The 553-nt window shown below is 77.2% G+C and carries 1 protein-coding gene; it reads right to left on the bottom strand.

Annotated features, from left to right (window positions below):
- On the bottom strand, positions 1-553 hold a 553-nt coding region (locus CCN33_RS29770), incomplete at both ends, for a CDP-glycerol glycerophosphotransferase family protein (RefSeq protein ID WP_208621971.1).

Here is a 553-nt window from a genome sequence, read left to right as displayed (position 1 = left end):
AGGTCAGGGTGGAGTGCCGGTTGCCGGAGAGGACGTAGTCCCACTGGTCGACCTCGCGCAACTGCCGGGCGAAGTCCGTGCCGTGGGCGGCCGCCGGGCGTTCCCGGAGGTCGAGGCCGGTGTGGCCGAGCGGGGTGCCCTGCCGGGTCTGCACGTAGACCTGGCCGGGGCGCTTGACCAGGCCGGGCCCGAAACCGGCGTTGTGCACCAGGTACTTGGAGCGGGCGAGCGCGGTGAAGTCGGCGGCGGTGCCGGGGCGGCCGAGCCAGGCGGTGCGGATGTGCGGGGCGTGCGCGCGGAACGCGGCCTCCAGGGCGCTCGGGTCGCAGCCCCGGTCGGGGGCGGGGTCGGCGGCGAAGAGGGCGCGGTCGGCGCGCAGGGGGAGAAGCCGCTGCATTCGGTAGTGAAGGCGCAGCAGGACCGCCCGCAGCCTGTGTTGTCCGCGCCCGGCCGAGGCGCGCGCGTGGCGGCGGAGGGCGGCGGCCAGGCGCAGGGTGCGGAAGGTGCGGTGCAGGCCGTGCCGGACCAGGGCGCGGCGGAGGCCGGGGGGTAC

The sequence above is a fragment of the Streptomyces recifensis genome, from assembly GCF_002154615.1.
Classification (GTDB): domain Bacteria; phylum Actinomycetota; class Actinomycetes; order Streptomycetales; family Streptomycetaceae; genus Streptomyces; species Streptomyces griseoluteus.
Note: the sequence above shows the minus strand (reverse complement) of the source record. Positions and strands in the feature narration are given on the sequence as shown.